The following is a 16,893-nucleotide window of genomic DNA, read 5'->3' on the forward strand; positions in this document are numbered from 1 at the left end:
ACATTTTCACTATTGTCAGTCATCGACAAAAATTTCACCTAAAACCCGGCTTACCGCTTCATAAGAGAAACCCTTTCTGCCAAGAGATGCCATCACTTTGCTCTTCTCTCTGACGTCCATCTGTTCCGGAAATAAACGCTTTTTCCTGATATATTCTCTGACTATGGCAGCCTCATCCACGGGCTGCTCCTTTAAAGTATCTCCAATAATTTCCTTGTCCAGACCTTTTCTCTGAAGTTCATACTTTATCTGTCTTTCACTCTTTCTTCTGGAATTATATTCCACATATCTTCTTGCGTACTCCTGGTCATTGATAAAACGATGCTCCGTCAGGAAATCCATGGCATAATCAATGGCCTCCTGCGGATAATATCCTTCCTTTAGCTTTCTCCTCAGTTCCTGCTCCGTCTTATCGGATGATTTTAAAAGGAACAGAACCCGTTCCCTGGCTCTCTTACACAGTATTTCCTTAACAATCTCCTGATAAACATCTCCGGAGATCTCGTTTCCTTCCTCTATGGAATATCGCTTTAATTCCCCTCTATAAAGAACAAGAGTAAAGTCATCATCAAGAATGACTTTACTCCTGCATTTATCGACGGGCACAATCTCTGTTACTGTCATATATGCCCCTTATCCTATTGATCATTCTGTCTCTGTCCTGTCCCTTTACTTCCCTGTCAGAAGAGGGGACGGACTTCGCAGTTTTATTCTTTCACTGCTCCGGTCTTATCTTCCTCAGGCTTAATCCGCTTGCTTTCCTTTTCCGGGGTACGATCGCCTGCAATCGCTTTTTCCTCTGCAAGACCATACTTGACCCGGACCTTGTTCTCGATCTCCAGACAAACGGCTGGATTGTCCTGAAGATAAATCTTGGAATTTTCTCTTCCCTGGCCGATCTTTACATTATTATAAGCGAACCATGCACCGCTTTTTTCAACAATATTCTCTTTTACAGCTAAATCCAGAATATCTCCTTCTTTGGAAATTCCTTTTCCGAACATGATATCAAATTCAGCCTCTTTAAATGGCGGAGCAATCTTGTTCTTCACCACCTTCACACGGGCTCTGTTACCTACCATGTCGCCGCCCTGCTTTAAAGTCTCAATCTTACGGATATCCATACGGACGGAGGCGTAGAATTTAAGAGCGCGGCCGCCTGTGGTCGTCTCAGGACTGCCAAACATAACTCCTACCTTCTCACGAAGCTGGTTAATAAATAAAACAATGCAGTTGGACTTACTGATAACAGCAGTGAGTTTTCTGAGAGCCTGGGACATCAGTCTTGCCTGGAGACCTACGTGGGAATCTCCCATGTCTCCCTCAATCTCAGCTTTGGGCACCAGGGCCGCTACAGAGTCAACAATGATTATATCCACGGCTCCGGACCGGACCATGGTTTCCGTAATCTCAAGAGCCTGTTCTCCGTTATCCGGCTGGGAAATATATAAATTGTCTATATCGACACCTATATTCTTTGCATAAACGGGGTCAAGCGCGTGCTCCGCATCGATAAAGCCTGCGATGCCTCCCCGTTTCTGAACCTCTGCCACCATATGAAGAGCAACTGTGGTCTTACCACTGGATTCCGGTCCATAAATCTCCACGACTCTTCCCTTCGGAATTCCGCCAAGACCAAGTGCTATATCCAGACTTAACGCTCCGGTAGGTATGGTTTCCACATTCATATTCGTTCCTGAATCTCCCAGCTTCATGACAGATCCTTTTCCATATGCTTTCTCTATCTGGGTAAGTGCGGCATCCAGTGCTTTCAGCTTATCATCTTTATTCATCTTATCCTCCAACACGAACAAACGTTCTTTTTCTATTTATAATGATAGTATACTTCCAGGCAAATGTCAACCTGTATTTTCATCCTTCTTCAATCATACGCATCACACTCCTGTCTCTGCGGTCAACTCATTATGGTTACTTTGGAAATTAGGGCGAAACGCCTGAATGGGAAATAAAAAAAGGCAGACTGCCTTACGACTTCTGTTTTACTATAGCACAGAGATTTGGGCTTAGCAAGTTTTTTCTTTCCCAAAACCGGATACGGACCGCCTTTTATTGGAAGGCAGCCCGTATCCGGTTCTTACAGCAGAAGCTTTTCCACATCAAGCATTCCCCAGCCCTGCTGATTCATGGGAAGTCCGATATCCACAGCCCGTTCTCTTAACATGAGCTTTACATCCCGGTTGCTCATATAGGGATATTTCTGCAGCAGAAGTGCAATGGCCCCTGAGACCAGGGGGGTGGACATGGAGGTTCCGCTTTTGGTCTGATACTGCCCCGGTTCATTGGAACAGCTTATAATTCCGGCTCCCGGCGCAATGATCTCCGGTTTACAGATGCAGGCACCAGTGGGACCTCTGCCGGAATAGTCAATCATCCGGTTTCCCATCACATTTACCTCTTTGTAGTCATCGGAGCACCCTACGGTAATCACCTTCCGGCTGATCCCCGGCGTTGTGATAGTATTCGTCCCGGGTCCCATGTTTCCTGCTGCCACACACACCACCAGCCCGTCATCCCAGGCTGCATTCACACCTCTCACCAGAACTGAATTTTCTGTCATTCCTTTTTTTGAAAAGGAACCGACAGATATATTTACAATACGGATTCCGTACCTCTCCCTGTTGTCACGGATCCACTTCAGCCCGGAAAGCACATCTGAAGCGTAACCATTTCCTTTTTTGTCCAATACTTTCAGCATAATAATATGGCTCTCCGGGGCAACCCCCATATAAAGACCATCGGAGGCTCTGCCCTCTCCTGCTATAATCCCGGATATATGAGTTCCATGGCCGTTATCATCGTAGGGCTCCCGCCTGCGGTGAACAATATCCACAAAAGCTGCCAATCTATGTTCAAGATCCTCATGAAGGTAAATTCCCGTATCAAGAACTGCAATACCAATGCCACGTCCGGTTAGTCCCATGCGGATGGCACTGTCACAGTGTATCACTTCTCTTACCTGATTCACAGTCCGCTACCTGATTCCTTTTTTTATTAAGATATTCCGGTTCGCTTCCCATGGTTTCATTTCCGGACTAAAATCCAGGCAGGAATTTACCATTTGTTTTTTATTTCTTAAATCTGCTCCAGCCATATTAAGAAAATCTTCATAATCTATTCAAACAATATACAAACTTTTCCAGAAGCGGTGTGATATACTTAACACATAAGAAATGCACAACGTAACAATTATCCTTTCACCCTTTTTGAAAATCCGAAAATCCTAAGAAAAATACCCTGTGTCTGTGACACAGGGATTTTTCTGTATTACGGATAAAATCCCGCTCTCAGAAATCTGAAAACGGGATCTAAACCACTTTTATTTTATAATATTATTGGTATTTTACATTCTTAAGCACATCAAAACAGTCAAACGTTGCAAAATAATCCCTTGGAGTCTCCGCCCTTCGGATCAGCTCCACAGATCCATCCTCTTTCAAAAGCAGCTCTGCAGATTTTAATTTTCCATTGTAATTATATCCCATGGCATATCCATGAGCGCCTGTATCATGGATAAAAAGCAGGTCTCCCCTGGAAATCTCCGGCAGCATGCGGTCAATGGCAAACTTGTCATTGTTCTCACAAAGAGATCCCACCACATCATACTTATGGCTGCAGGGGGCATCCTCTTTTCCCATAACCGTTATGTGATGGTAAGCACCGTACATGGCAGGTCTCATTAGATTTACCGCACAGGCATCTACTCCCACATATTCCTTATGGGTATGTTTTTCATGAATTGCCCTGGTTACCAGTCCGCCGTAAGGTCCTAACATAAAGCGTCCAAGCTCGGTATAAATTGCTACGTCTCCCATACCTTCCGGAATCAGTACTTCTTCATATACCTTTCTTACACCCTCGCCTATGGCCAGAATGTCATTGGGTTCCTGACCGGGATGATAAGGGATTCCGATCCCGCCGGAAAGATTGATAAACGTGACCTCTGCTCCTGTTTCCTTTTTTAACTTTACTGCTAGTTCAAAAAGTACTTTTGCAAGGAGAGGATAATACTCCGTAGTCACCGTGTTGCTTGCAAGGAATGCGTGAATTCCGAATTTCTTTGCTCCCTTGCTTTTTAAAATACGGAACGCATCAAAGATCTGTTCTGTTGTCATACCATACTTGGCATCTCCGGGATTGTCCATAATGTCATTGCTGATCTTAAAAATTCCGCCCGGATTGTAACGGCAGCTGATGGTTTCCGGAATATGTCCAATGGCTTTTTCAAGAAAATCAATATGGGTGATATCATCCAGATTGATGATGCCTCCGATCCTGTCTGCAAACTGAAATTCCTCTGCAGGCGTGTCATTGGATGAAAACATGATGTCGGAACCGGAAAATCCAATGGCATCAGACATCATAAGCTCCGTCATAGAGGAACAGTCAGCTCCGCATCCAAACTCTTTTAATATATTTAAAATAAACGGGTTGGGAGTTGCTTTAACCGCAAAATATTCCCGGTATCCCTTATTCCAGGCAAACGCATCTTTTAATTTCTGCGCATTCTCCCTGATGCCCTTTTCATCGTATAAATGAAAGGGAGTTGGATATTCTTTCACAATTTCTTCTAATTGTTCTCTGGTTACAAATGGTCTTTTCTCCATCTTTTTCCTCTCCTCTCATAACGTTACCATATGCAGAAAAGAGCCATCTCCGGCACATCTGCTGGTAAGCTACATTGTACCGGGGATAGACTCTTTTGTCTACACTTTTTTGTATAAATATTCAGAAATACTGTAAAAAACCATTAATCTACAGTTACAACACGCATGATATTGGTATGTGCTGCAGGCTCATGCCTTCTTGCAGGGCTCACAACACCGGCGGTTACAACCACAATGTCATCTTCCTTAATAATCTCTTTTGACTTTAACAGCTCCAGTGAGGAATAGATTAAAACGTCAGTAGACTCGGCACGTCTTGCCTGAACAGGTACGACTCCCCAGTACAGCTGCATCTGGCGGAGAGCTGATGCGCTTGGAGATAAACCGATAATTAAGTTTTCAGGTCTCCACTTGGATAAAAGTCTTGTGGTAAAACCGGTAATACTTGGGGCAACTATCACCTTTGCGCCTAAATCATGAGCGGTGGATACAGAAGAGTAGCACACTGCATTGGATACATTCTGCTTATTTACTGCTGATACCTTGCGCTCTCTGTATTCGGTATAATCCAGGTGTTTCTCTGTCTCCTCAACGATGGAGGCCATCATGGAAAGTGCCTCTACCGGATATTTTCCCATAGCGGTTTCGCCGGAAAGCATAACTGCATCGGTTCCGTCATAAACGGCATTGGCTACGTCAGTTACTTCTGCTCTGGTCGGACGCGGATTGCGGATCATGGAATCCAGCATCTGGGTTGCAGTAATAACCGGTTTGCAGGCTTCATTACATTTTTCAATAATGCTCTTCTGAATAAACGGAACTTCCTGTGCAGGAATTTCAACTCCCATGTCACCGCGGGCAACCATGATTCCGTCGCTGACTTCAATGATTTCATCCAGATTTTCAATGCCTTCCGCATTCTCAATCTTTGCAATAACTGCAATATCAGAACCATGCTCTGCCAGAATATCCTTGATTTCACGCACAGCATCTGCAGTACGTACAAAGGAAGCAGCAATAAAATCAAAGCCCTGTTCGATACCAAAACGGATATCTGCTTTGTCCTTATCGGTAAGAGCCGGAAGCTTTATCTTAACATTGGGAACGTTCACTCCCTTTCTCTCACCCAGTTCGCCGCCGTTTACAATTCTGCAGACGATTTCGCAGCCCTTAACCTCTAAAACCTCAAGTTCAATCAGACCATCATCAATCAGAATACGGTTTCCGTTAGTTACATCATCATTCAGTCCGCCGTAGTTGATATGACCCCTGGTCTCATCTCCAACAATCTCTTCTGTTGTGAGAACATAGGTATCGCCTTCTTTTAAGGTTACCTTTTTACCATCTTTTAAAAGCCCGGTACGAATCTCCGGTCCTTTTGTATCGAGAAGAGCTGCGATCGGAAGACCTAATTCCTCACGTATACTCTTTAACATATCAAGACGTGCTTTCTGTTCCTCATAATCACCATGTGAGAAGTTAAATCTGGCAATATCCATTCCGTGCTCAGCAAGTGCTTTCATCAGTGCGCGGTCATTTGTGTTTGGTCCCATCGTGCAAATAATTTTGGTTCTCTTCATTATTATCCTCCGTAGCTAGTTGGTCGTATCACCGGTTGTGGGGTTGTCCGATGTTACATGTTTATGTGTATACAAATGCTCGGAACAGTACTCAAGACTGCCTTCACATTTTGAACAATACCGGAATTCCAGGTTCGGAGAATCTTTTTCGGTCCGTCCGCAGACGGCGCACTTATGATGGGTTCCTCCCTGGGGCATTATTTTCATCTGACGGTGAAAATTCTGCTTTCTTTTTATTTCCTTCGGATTAAACCGATTTAAATCCCGGGTCAGAAGGAAAAACACGAAAAAGTTAATCAGCGACATAACTATCGTAATTCTGATTCCCATATCTCCCATAATAAACTCATAGAGGAAATAGATTCCATTAAACATTGCCATCCATTTGGCCTTAATGGGAATCACAAAAAACAGAAGAAATTCCAGGTCGGGGAATGTCGCAGCAAAAGCAAAAAACAGAGAATAATTTAAAAATTCCGTGGTCAGATAAATTCTCTGTCTGAAAATGATGTAAACAACCAAAGAGGCTGCCACATGACCAATTACTCCCATAAAGAAGTAAACATTAAACCGGAAAGCCCCCCAGATTCTCTCTAAATTAACTCCCAGCATATAATAAAGATACATGCCGATCAGACTTCCGAAAAGACTTCCTCCGCCCGGCGGATAAATGATAAAGGTAACAACTCTCCAAACCTGACCTCTTAGAATCTTTTGTGCATCGAGAGCTAAATACTGCCAATAAAAATCCGGCACAAAAAGCTGTAAAAACAGTCCGGTTCCATACATGCCGATGATATAGTACATGAGATTCGGAATGGCATATTTTCTGAATCTGCGTTCCAGATTATAAAAAAATTTCATGCGTTCAACCTTCCTGAGCTAAAACAAATCCTTTTTGGAAAAAATCCAGGCAACACTCAATGTAAGAATCAATGTAAGACCTAAAACAATCCAGAAACCGTATGGGCTGTCTGCAAACGGCACACCGGCAGGATTCACATTCATGCCATAAAAGCTTGCAACCATAGTCGGTATGGACATTACAATGGTAATAGTTGCCAGAAATTTCATGACAATATTCAAGTTGTTGGAGATAACGGAAGCAAATGCATCCATGGTTCCGCTTAGTATTCCGCTGTAGATATTGGCCATCTCGATCGCCTGTTTATTCTCAACAATAACATCCTCAAGAAGTTCCGTATCCTCCGGATATTTCTTGATCTTTTCATTCCTCATGAGCTTTTCTAACACCACTTCATTGGAACGCAGGGATGTGGTAAAATACACCAGACTCTTTTCCAGTTCCAAAAGCTCGATCAGCTCCCGGTTCTTGGTGGACTTATGAAGTTTTTCTTCTACAACAGCGCTTTTTTTATCAATTACTCTTAAATACTGTAAGTATAACGTTGCGTTCTTATAAAGAATCTGGAGAATAAAACGGGTCTTCATATAAGTATGAAAATCCCTGACTCTTCCATCCATAAAGGCGTTTAACACCGTGGTTTCTTCCAGGCACACCGTTATGATCGCTTCATCAGTGGTAATGATTCCCATAGGTATTGTCACATACCAGTCTTTTCCGCCCCTTTCCTCAATGGTAGGAACGTCAACAAGAATCAATGTGTAATTATTCTCTGTCTCAATACGGGAACGCTCTTCCTCATCAAGAGGAGCCCTTAAATCATCCGGATCGATACGGTAGGTATCAGCAATTTCCAGTATCTCCGTAGCTGTGGGATTGGTAAGTGCTATCCAGCACCCCGGAGAAAGCTCATCCTTTTGATGAATCAGGCCGTCTTCTGTTTTATAAATCTGAATCATGGCTTTTCTCCCTTCTACGGAAGTATTTTCTGCATACTTTGGCGGACTTTGACTTATACATTATAGTTTCCCAAATCATTTTTGTCAAACGAAAAGCCACCTCAATTTGTGAACTTACACAAATTTTACTAAGTTTAACATATTTTTAGCATGCCCAGACAATTGTTTTATTTCTTATTTTATGTTAAACTGATGTCCGGTGAGTCAGCAACTTACTTTTACGTAAAAGGAGGCAGGGGTTAACCCCGCACATATGAATACATACAATACTTTAGGAATTGATATCGGTTCCACTACCGTAAAGATTGCTATTTTAGACAAAAATGAGCAGCTATTGTTCGCTGATTACGAGCGGCATTTTGCAAACATACAGGAAACACTTGCAGGCCTTTTAAAGAAGGCCTACGATCAGTTAGGGCCCATGGATCTTCTCCCGGCCATAACCGGATCAGGCGGACTTACACTGTCCAGACATTTAAAAACCCCGTTCGTACAGGAAGTGGTGGCAGTAGCCGCTTCCCTTAAGGATTATGCCCCGCAGACAGACGTAGCAATCGAGCTGGGCGGAGAAGATGCTAAAATTATTTATTTTACCGGCGGCATCGACCAGAGAATGAACGGAATCTGTGCCGGAGGCACCGGTTCCTTTATCGATCAGATGGCTGCTCTTTTACAGACTGATGCCAAAGGTCTTGATGAATATGCTGCGAACTACAAAGCAATTTATCCTATCGCTGCGCGATGCGGCGTATTTGCCAAAACGGATATTCAGCCTCTTATTAATGAAGGAGCTACCAGAGAGGATCTGGCAGCATCCATTTTTCAGGCAGTTGTAAACCAGACCATAAGCGGCCTGGCATGCGGGAAACCCATCAGAGGCAACGTGGCATTCCTGGGAGGACCTCTTCACTTTCTTCCTGAACTGCGTAAAGCCTTTATCCGCACTTTAAATCTGACTGGAGACGCAATTATTGCTCCGGACCATTCCCATCTCTTTGCTGCCATCGGCGCTGCCATGAGCACAGAGGGAAAGACTGATGCAAAAATCTCTCTTGAAGATATGATTTCCCGATTGTCAAATGGTATTCAGATGGATTTTGAAGTAAAGCGAATGGAACCATTGTTTGCCAGTCAGGAAGATTACGATAAATTTATCAGCCGCCACAGCAGTCACTGCGTGAAAAAGAGCGGGTTATCCTCCTATCACGGCAAGTGCTTTTTAGGAATTGATGCAGGTTCCACCACCACAAAGGTTGCAGTGGTTGGAGAAGACGGTACCCTGCTATACAGCTTTTACAGCAGTAACAACGGATCCCCGCTGTCAACTGCCATCCGTGCCATGAAAGAAATAAAGGAACAGATGACATCAGACAGCCAGATTGTCTGGTCCTGCTCAACCGGATACGGCGAGGCTTTATTAAAGGCTGCATTCCTTCTTGACGAGGGAGAAGTTGAGACTATTTCCCACTACTATGCGGCAGCATTTTTTGAGCCGGATGTGGATTGTATTTTAGATATCGGCGGACAGGATATGAAGTGCATTCGGATTAAGAACAATACGGTAGACAGCGTCCAGTTAAATGAGGCCTGTTCTTCCGGATGCGGCTCCTTTATTGAAACTTTTGCCAATTCTTTAAATTATAAAGTGGAGGATTTTGCAACCGAGGCACTGTTTGCCAAAAACCCCACAGACTTAGGAACCAGATGTACTGTTTTTATGAATTCCAATGTGAAACAGGCTCAGAAAGAAGGGGCTGAAGTTTCTGATATTTCTGCCGGACTTGCGTATTCGGTTATTAAAAACGCATTATTTAAGGTTATTAAAATAACAAATGCCTCTGATCTGGGAAAACATGTAGTGGTTCAGGGCGGTACCTTTTATAATAACGCAGTACTTCGCAGCTTTGAAAAAATCTCCGGCTGTGAAGCAGTGAGGCCGGACATCGCGGGAATTATGGGAGCATTCGGAGCTGCCTTAATTGCAAGGGAGCGTTATGACGGGACTGCAAAAACCTCCATGCTGGATCTTGACAGGATTCTGGCTCTCCACTACGAAACATCTATGAGCCGGTGCAGGGGCTGCACCAACAACTGCGTGCTTACCATAAACCGGTTTGACGGCGGACGCCAGTTTATCTCCGGAAACCGCTGTGAACGGGGACTTGGGAAGGAAAAAACAAGGAGGGAGATCCCCAACCTGTTTGATTATAAAAACCACCGTATGTTTGATTATGAGCCGTTAAGTGCCGACCTGGCCACGCGGGGAGTCATCGGAATTCCGCGGGTTTTAAATCTGTATGAGAATTACCCCTTCTGGGCGGTATTTTTCCATACTTTAAAGTTCCGTACCGTGCTTTCTCCACAGTCCACCAGAAAGATCTATGAACTGGGAATAGAATCCATCCCCAGTGAATCAGAATGTTATCCGGCGAAAATCGCTCATGGTCATGTGGAATGGCTGATTAAGCAGGGAATCAAAACCATTTTTTATCCCTGCATCCCATACGAGCGGAACGAAAGCCCGGATGCGGGCAATCACTTTAACTGTCCGATCGTCACCTCCTACGCGGAAAACATCAAGAATAACGTAGAAGGAATTAAAACAGAATCCATCCGTTTCTTAAATCCATTTATGGCATTTACCAATGAAGAAGTATTAACCAGACGCTTAACAGAAGTCTTTACCAGGGAATTTGGCATCCCTGCATCGGAAGTTGCTGACGCTTCCCATAAGGCCTGGCTGGAACTCATGGCATCCCGTACGGATATGGAGAAAAAAGGGGAGGAAACCTTACAGTGGTTAAAGGAGAATAACAGGCACGGCATCGTGCTGGCCGGCCGGCCTTACCACGTTGATCCGGAAATCAATCACGGAATTCCGGAACTGATTACCTCCTATGGTTTTGCAGTGCTGACTGAGGATTCCATCTCTCATCTTGCTGATATTGAGCGGCCGCTGGTAGTAACGGATCAGTGGATGTATCATACCCGGCTTTACCGGGCTGCCAGCCTGGTGAAAAAAGAAGATAACTTAGACTTAATTCAGCTTAATTCCTTTGGCTGCGGTCTGGATGCCGTTACCACGGATCAGGTTAATGATATCCTGACCGGTTCCGGTAAAATTTATACAGTATTAAAAATAGATGAAGTAAATAACTTAGGTGCTGCAAGAATCCGTGTCCGTTCTCTCATTGCAGCCTTAAAGGTCCGGGACAAACGGCACTTTGAGCATAAAGTGGTTTCCAGCGCCTATAACAGAGTCATGTTTACCAGGGAGATGAAAAAAGAATATACCATTCTTTGTCCTCAGATGTCTCCTCTTCATTTTGATCTTTTACAGCCCGCTATCCGGGCATTTGGCTACCGCGTGGAGGTTTTGCAGAATGATAACCGTTCTGCCATTGATACAGGCTTAAAATACGTAAATAACGATGCCTGCTACCCCTCCCTCATCGTAGTCGGCCAGATCATGGAAGCACTTCTTTCCGGCAAATATGATTTAGACCGGACTGCCGTGTTTATGAGTCAGACCGGAGGCGGCTGCCGTGCTTCCAACTATATTGGATTTATCCGCAGGGCGCTTGATAAGTCAGGCATGAGCCAGGTACCTGTGATTTCAGTCAATGCAGGCAACATGGAGTCCAATCCCGGCTTTACCATCTCACTGCCGCTGCTTACGAAAGCGATGCAGGCGGTGGTATACGGAGATGTGTTTATGAGAGTGCTGTATGCCACGCGGCCATACGAAAAGATACCTGGTTCAGCCAACTCCCTTCATGAGAAATGGAAAGAGCGCTGTATTGTATCCCTGTCAAAGAAGTCCGCTGATATGATGGAGTTCTCACGTAACATTAAGGGTATCATCAGAGATTTTGACAATCTGCCAAGAAACCCTGTGAAAAAGCCAAAGGTTGGTATCGTAGGCGAGATACTGGTAAAGTTTTCTCCTCTTGCCAATAACCGGATTGTAGAACTGCTTGAGGCGGAAGGTGCAGAGGCCGTTATGCCGGATTTAATGGACTTTTTACTGTACTGCTTTTATAACACAAACTTTAAGGCAGATTTTCTTGGAGGGAAAAAATCCACTGCATTCCTGTCCAATATGGGAATTACGCTTTTGGAATTCTTCCGGAAGACTGCCAAACGGGAGCTGGAAAAGAGTAAGAACTTTACTGCTCCTGGTCATATCGGAAAACTTGCTGATATGGCTGACGGCTTTGTCTCCATCGGCAATCAGACCGGAGAGGGCTGGTTTTTAACCGGAGAGATGCTGGAACTGATCCATACCGGAACCAATAATATTGTGTGTACCCAGCCCTTTGGCTGCCTTCCCAATCATATTGTGGGAAAAGGTGTAATCAAGGAATTAAGAAAAGCATATCCTGATTCCAACATTATTGCTGTGGATTATGATCCGGGTGCCAGTGAGGTAAATCAGTTGAACCGCATTAAGCTCATGCTTTCAACCGCACAGAAGAATCTTTTAAAAGAACAGAATACTGCTCACGGGCATGAATAATGCTCCGTTTATGCAAAAATATACCGGAAGCCTGCTTAAAAGGCATTCCGGTATATTTTTAACTGTTTTCCACTGCCAGCACCGTCGGAAGGCAGTGATAGTTTTGTGCATGCTTTAATTCAAAACTGTAATTTCTCATGTCCTCTTTTAAATAATTTCCCAGCTCTTTATTTCCCTCATATGCAAAGTCCATCAGTTCATCCACGTATCTCTTTAAATGCTCCTCTAAATCCTCCCTTGTGTTTCCACTGATAAAATTATCAAGACGGGTCATTTCCTCCTCAGAATATCCATTTAAATCAATGGTTTTTCCTGCAATCCGGCAGCCTAATACATTTCTTAACGCAATAGATGCCAGATTAATAATCAGTTCTTCATAATCACCGGAATAGGCATTCAGCACAAATCTGATATACGCTTCCGGCAGTTTCTGCAAAAACTTCTGTTCCAGATATGCGCAGTTTACATAGACTTCCATAAGATCGGCTCCGCTCAGGGATTCAAAAGGAATCAGCACCGGATAATCCAGCGTTAGTATATGATTCATAGGATCAAAACGGGGATCGTAATACAGAAAAAATCCCGGTAACCCTTTTTGAAAGGTATCATAACAGCACCGATTGCCATAATGGCGAAACTCCTTCATCATGAGGTTATAATTCTGCCTGATTTTTGCAACCTTTTCTATGAGTATTTCATATCCCTGCCTGTAGACCGTATCTGCAGACAGGGAAGAATGTGCTGCAACAAGTCCCTCAGAACCGGCCCCTGCTTTCTCATATTCTTCAATACAATAAATTACGGCTCCCATCAGCTGCCTGGCCTTTTCATATGAGACTGATGTACTTTCATTCCCTGTGTAACGTGCTGCCAGCTTTGCCACAACAGGCATAAGCTCCTCTTGGCTATATCTCATCATCATCTTCTTCCCTGCTGTCATGCAGACCAAATCTGGATTTCCGTGCAAATACCTCCAAAGAGGTATCTTCCAGATAATCCACAGATCCCTGACAGGGACCGTCAAACTGCTCTTTCATGAATTCAATCAGTTCGTCGTCGGGTATTTCGTCCAGTGTTTCATTTTTATACAGATAAAATACTTCCTGCAGACGTCCCAGCGTATCCGTATAGTTATCCTGATAAATATACGGTGAATCACAGAAGGCAAAGATAAGCTTTGGAAGAATCCCTTCGCCAAATTCCACTCTCTCCTGTTTTATTAAAATATTTTTTCTCTCTGTTAAAAGCAGCGCTGCATCTTCCTCTGACAGCTTAAGGCCAAACTGCCCGGTATATTCATTTGCTGCATTTAATTTTGCAAGAAAAGCCCTGTCTTCTCCCTGCACCAGCCATTTCTCATTATCCATAGTCATACTCCTTTCTGATAAATCCAAAGTTTACGCCTGTCACAGGGGAATTACAAGACTTGAAAAAAAGTTGTTTTTGTGGTATTATATTACCATCAGATAAAGCAATTATTCTTATTTCAACGGAAATTTTATTTTCATCATATAGCTGCTGTCGTGGCTGCTCACTTCACATACCCCACCCATTTTGTCCATCATTGATTTGATATCATTAACCCCCATGGAAAAGACAATGAAATAAAATTATACGATTTGACAATAATATACGTCATAGATTCAGCAGCACTTATCCTAGAAAAGCTCGAGCCTTCAGGACCGATTCCCTGCATGGACATTTATACAGCCTGTACCAGTTTCATTACAACCCTTGATACAATCAAGCCAGGGATTAAGGAAGGGAAATACTATACTTCTGTTCGGAACAGCAGCCGGAATGACAATCAGCGGAATAATTTTGAAAATATAGAAAGTTGAAATTAATGGTAAAATTTGGATAATAGTTATAAATGTAATACAAGAGTTTACAAATTGACAACATAAATGGTATTATATATAATATTCTTTATAGTGTTATGGTGTAAACTGTTACTGTTTTAAATTATGAAATAATTGAGGAGATTAATTTATGAAAAAAATTTTAGCTTTGGTTTTATGTACAGTTTTGACTGGTGGTATATTATTAACAGGCTGCGGTTCCTCTGAGAAGAAGGATACTGCAAAAGAAACAACTGTAAAAGCAGATGAAACAACTAAGACTTCTGACGGCTCAGCAAACGATAAAATATGGATTATTGCTACCGATACTGTATTCAAACCATTTGAATATACCAATGAAAAGAATGAATTTGTAGGAATCGATGTTGATTTGCTTGCTGCTATTGCAGAAGACCAGGGATTTAAGTATGAATTGCAGAGCCTTGGCTGGGATGCATCAGTTGCTGCTGTTCAGGCAGGTCAGGCAGACGGTCTTATTGCAGGTGCCACAATTAAGCAGGAACGTATTGATTCCGGTTGGATTTTTTCCGATGGATATTATAATGCCTCCCAGACATTTGTAGTAGGTGAGGGAAGTGACATTAAGAGCTTTGAAGATCTTAAGGGTAAAAATGTTGCAGTTAAAAATGGTACAGCTGGTGCTGATTTTGCAAACAGCCTGAAAGAACAGTATGGATTTACAGTAACTGTCTTTGATGATTCACCAACTATGTATCAGGATGTAATACTTGGTAACAGTGCGGCATGTGTGGAAGATTCACCAATTATGAAAGCTTCTATAAAAGAAGGCGGTCTTAAGCTTATGATTCCTGAAGGAATGGAAAGTGAAGGTGCTCCTTACGGATTTGCAATTATGAATAAAGATAAGCAGGAATTACTGGATAAATTTAATGCAGGACTTGCAAATATTAAAGCAAATGGAAAATATGATGAAATCATCAATAAGTATTTAAAATAGGAATAATTTCAGAGAAACTCTGCAAAAGGATAGGAAGTTGATTACGAACGTGAGAGACTGTAACAGGAATCTCACGTTCTTGTTATCATCCTTTATATACTAAGAATACGGAGGTTAAGTTATGATTACGATCATACAGACGTATGGGTCTATGCTCCTGCAGGCATTGGGGAAAACTTTACTGCTTACGTTGTTATCGTTGGTTTTCGCCATGATAATCGGTCTGGTTTTTTCATTGATGAATGTTGGGAAAAATCGCTTTTTTAATTTCATTGGAACCGCATATGTTGATGGGGTTCGTGGTGTTCCACTTATTGTTTTGGCCTATTTTATATATTTTGGCGTACCGACTGGAATAAAAATGATGGGTATACAGGATTTCAGATTAACAGCTCTTCAGGCAGGTACGATTGCCCTGGCCATGAACTGCGGCGCTTATATGGCTGAGATTATCCGGGCAGGTATTGAAAGTGTGGATAAAGGACAGATGGAAGCCAGCAGGAGTCTTGGTTTGAATTATGCAAAAAGCATGCGGCTGGTGGTGCTGCCTCAGGCTGTCCGTACAATGATTCCGTCTATCATCAATCAGTTCATCATTACATTAAAAGACACCTCTATTCTTTCTGTTATTGGATTCCCGGAACTTACTAATATGGGTAAAACAATTAGTGGAAATACATTCAAGAGTCTGGAAACCTGGGCAATTGTAGGTATTATGTATATGGTTGTAATTATTACTCTCAGTAAAGTTGCAAAGAGAGTTGAAAGGAGGGTTAACCGTGGAAGATAGAAAGCTTAAGATTCATGTTGAGAATTTAAAGAAAAATTTTGGAGCATTAGAAGTTCTAAAAAACATGAGTATTGATATTTTTGAAGGAGAGGTTGTGGTTTTGTTAGGCCCCTCCGGAAGCGGTAAGTCTACATTTCTCCGGTGCCTGAATCAACTTGAGGCGGCTACAGCCGGCAGCATCGTCGTGGATGGGAAGAATATTACAGATAAACATACCGATATAAATAAAGTACGTGAGAATATTGGAATGGTATTTCAGCACTTCAATCTTTTCCCTCATAAAACTGTTTTAGAAAATATCATGCTTGCTCCGGTGGAGCTAAAGCTCATGACTAAGGCAGAGGCAAAAGAAAAGGGAATGCAATTATTAAACCGTGTAGGATTGGATTCGAAAGCAGATGCGTACCCCTCCCAGCTTTCAGGAGGACAGAAGCAGCGTATCGCAATTGCAAGATCACTGGCCATGAATCCTGACATTATGCTTTTTGATGAACCCACCTCCGCACTGGATCCTGAAATGGTGGGGGAAGTTCTGGCTGTTATGAAAGAGCTTGCAGCAGAAGGTATGACCATGGTTGTTGTAACGCATGAAATAGGCTTTGCAAAAGAAGTGGCGGACAGAATTGTATTTATGGACGACGGTTATATTGTAGAGCAGGGGACAGCCCAGGAAGTTATTATGAATCCGAAAGAAACCAGAACCATTGATTTTCTTAATAAAGTGTTATAGTCTGT

13 protein-coding genes are annotated in these 16,893 nt (G+C 42.9%); 4 read left to right on the forward strand and 9 right to left on the reverse strand.

The window, feature by feature from the left end; translation table 11 throughout:
- Positions 1 to 15 precede the first annotated feature (15 nt).
- From V7D18_RS19705 to V7D18_RS19735, 7 genes are all read right to left on the reverse strand, one after another.
- Positions 16 to 624 (reverse strand): regulatory protein RecX, encoded by a 609-nt coding sequence (locus V7D18_RS19705; protein WP_426156732.1) that lies wholly within the window; start codon positions 622 to 624, stop codon positions 16 to 18.
- 83 nt (positions 625 to 707) lie between these two features.
- Positions 708 to 1,793: a recombinase RecA gene (gene recA / locus V7D18_RS19710; protein ID WP_426156733.1), complete on the reverse strand. Its 1,086-nt coding sequence runs from the start codon at positions 1,791 to 1,793 to the stop codon at positions 708 to 710.
- A 302-nt stretch (positions 1,794 to 2,095) separates the two neighbouring features.
- Positions 2,096 to 2,986 carry a S8 family peptidase gene (locus V7D18_RS19715; RefSeq protein ID WP_426156735.1) on the reverse strand — a complete coding sequence of 297 codons (891 nt, stop codon included), beginning with the start codon at positions 2,984 to 2,986 and terminating at the stop codon, positions 2,096 to 2,098.
- A 364-nt stretch (positions 2,987 to 3,350) separates the two neighbouring features.
- Complete coding sequence (locus tag V7D18_RS19720; protein ID WP_426156737.1) at positions 3,351 to 4,625, reverse strand: diaminopimelate decarboxylase; 1,275 nt, start codon at positions 4,623 to 4,625, stop codon at positions 3,351 to 3,353.
- A gap of 143 nt (positions 4,626 to 4,768) precedes the next feature.
- Positions 4,769 to 6,205: a pyruvate kinase gene (gene pyk / locus V7D18_RS19725; RefSeq protein WP_426156739.1), complete on the reverse strand. Its 1,437-nt coding sequence runs from the start codon at positions 6,203 to 6,205 to the stop codon at positions 4,769 to 4,771.
- A gap of 15 nt (positions 6,206 to 6,220) precedes the next feature.
- On the reverse strand, positions 6,221 to 7,069 hold the full coding sequence (locus tag V7D18_RS19730) for a hypothetical protein (protein WP_426156741.1): 849 nt from the start codon (positions 7,067 to 7,069) through the stop codon (positions 6,221 to 6,223).
- A gap of 18 nt (positions 7,070 to 7,087) precedes the next feature.
- On the reverse strand, positions 7,088 to 8,029 hold the full coding sequence (locus tag V7D18_RS19735; RefSeq protein WP_426156743.1) for a magnesium transporter CorA family protein: 942 nt from the start codon (positions 8,027 to 8,029) through the stop codon (positions 7,088 to 7,090).
- Positions 8,030 to 8,282: 253 nt separating this feature from the next.
- On the opposite strand from V7D18_RS19735, the gene V7D18_RS19740 reads away from it, so the two are divergent.
- A complete protein-coding gene (locus V7D18_RS19740) occupies positions 8,283 to 12,548 on the forward strand; it encodes an acyl-CoA dehydratase activase-related protein (protein ID WP_426156745.1) in 4,266 nt (1,421 codons plus the stop codon).
- A 58-nt stretch (positions 12,549 to 12,606) separates the two neighbouring features.
- On the opposite strand, the gene V7D18_RS19745 is transcribed toward V7D18_RS19740, so the two are convergent.
- A complete protein-coding gene (locus V7D18_RS19745) occupies positions 12,607 to 13,470 on the reverse strand; it encodes a DUF6179 domain-containing protein (RefSeq protein WP_426156747.1) in 864 nt (287 codons plus the stop codon).
- Positions 13,454 to 13,915, reverse strand: a complete 462-nt coding sequence (locus V7D18_RS19750) for a DUF6323 family protein (RefSeq protein WP_426156749.1) — start codon at positions 13,913 to 13,915, stop codon at positions 13,454 to 13,456. Before V7D18_RS19750 ends, V7D18_RS19745 begins: the two co-directional genes overlap by 17 nt.
- Positions 13,916 to 14,540: 625 nt before the next feature.
- Between V7D18_RS19750 and V7D18_RS19755 the strand changes: the two genes are divergently transcribed.
- The 3 genes from V7D18_RS19755 to V7D18_RS19765 all read left to right on the forward strand — a co-directional run bounded on the left by V7D18_RS19755 (position 14,541) and on the right by V7D18_RS19765 (position 16,888).
- Positions 14,541 to 15,368, forward strand: a complete 828-nt coding sequence (locus tag V7D18_RS19755) for a transporter substrate-binding domain-containing protein (protein ID WP_426156751.1) — start codon at positions 14,541 to 14,543, stop codon at positions 15,366 to 15,368.
- A gap of 121 nt (positions 15,369 to 15,489) precedes the next feature.
- Positions 15,490 to 16,158 (forward strand): amino acid ABC transporter permease, encoded by a 669-nt coding sequence (locus V7D18_RS19760; protein ID WP_426156753.1) that lies wholly within the window; start codon positions 15,490 to 15,492, stop codon positions 16,156 to 16,158.
- Between the two features lie 64 nt (positions 16,159 to 16,222).
- Positions 16,223 to 16,888, forward strand: a complete 666-nt coding sequence (locus V7D18_RS19765; protein WP_426156814.1) for an amino acid ABC transporter ATP-binding protein — start codon at positions 16,223 to 16,225, stop codon at positions 16,886 to 16,888.
- Positions 16,889 to 16,893: the final 5 nt, after the last annotated feature.

Origin of the sequence: Lacrimispora sp. 38-1, from assembly GCF_049890855.1 — a bacterium.
Lineage (GTDB): Bacteria > Bacillota > Clostridia > Lachnospirales > Lachnospiraceae > Lacrimispora.